Here is a 290-nt window from a genome sequence, read left to right on the forward strand (position 1 = left end):
CAGGATCGTTCGTCCCGCCCCAAGTTCTGTCCGCACGCGCTTCCTGAGATGCGCCAGGAACAAGTGCTTGAGCTACGTCGCCAGCGAAAAACCTATCGCCAAATCAGCCAGGACTTGAAGGTGGGACACAGCACTGTGGGCAGGTTATTGAGCCGTAACGGCCTCAACCGTTTGGCATACCTGGAACCGCCACCGCCAGTGATTCGCTACGAATATTCTAAGCCCGGAGGTCTGCTTCACCTGGACATCAAGAAGCTGGGGCGTTTTAACAAACCAGGTCATCGAGTGAC

General features: G+C 55.9%; 1 pseudogene. It reads left to right on the forward strand.

Annotated features, from left to right (window positions below):
* Window positions 1-290: pseudogene (locus ACM6IQ_RS23860) on the forward strand (IS481 family transposase); the annotation flags it as partial.

It is taken from the genome of Pseudomonas sp. IT-P100, from assembly GCF_949767185.1.
GTDB classification, from domain to species: domain Bacteria; phylum Pseudomonadota; class Gammaproteobacteria; order Pseudomonadales; family Pseudomonadaceae; genus Aquipseudomonas; species Aquipseudomonas fluorescens_B.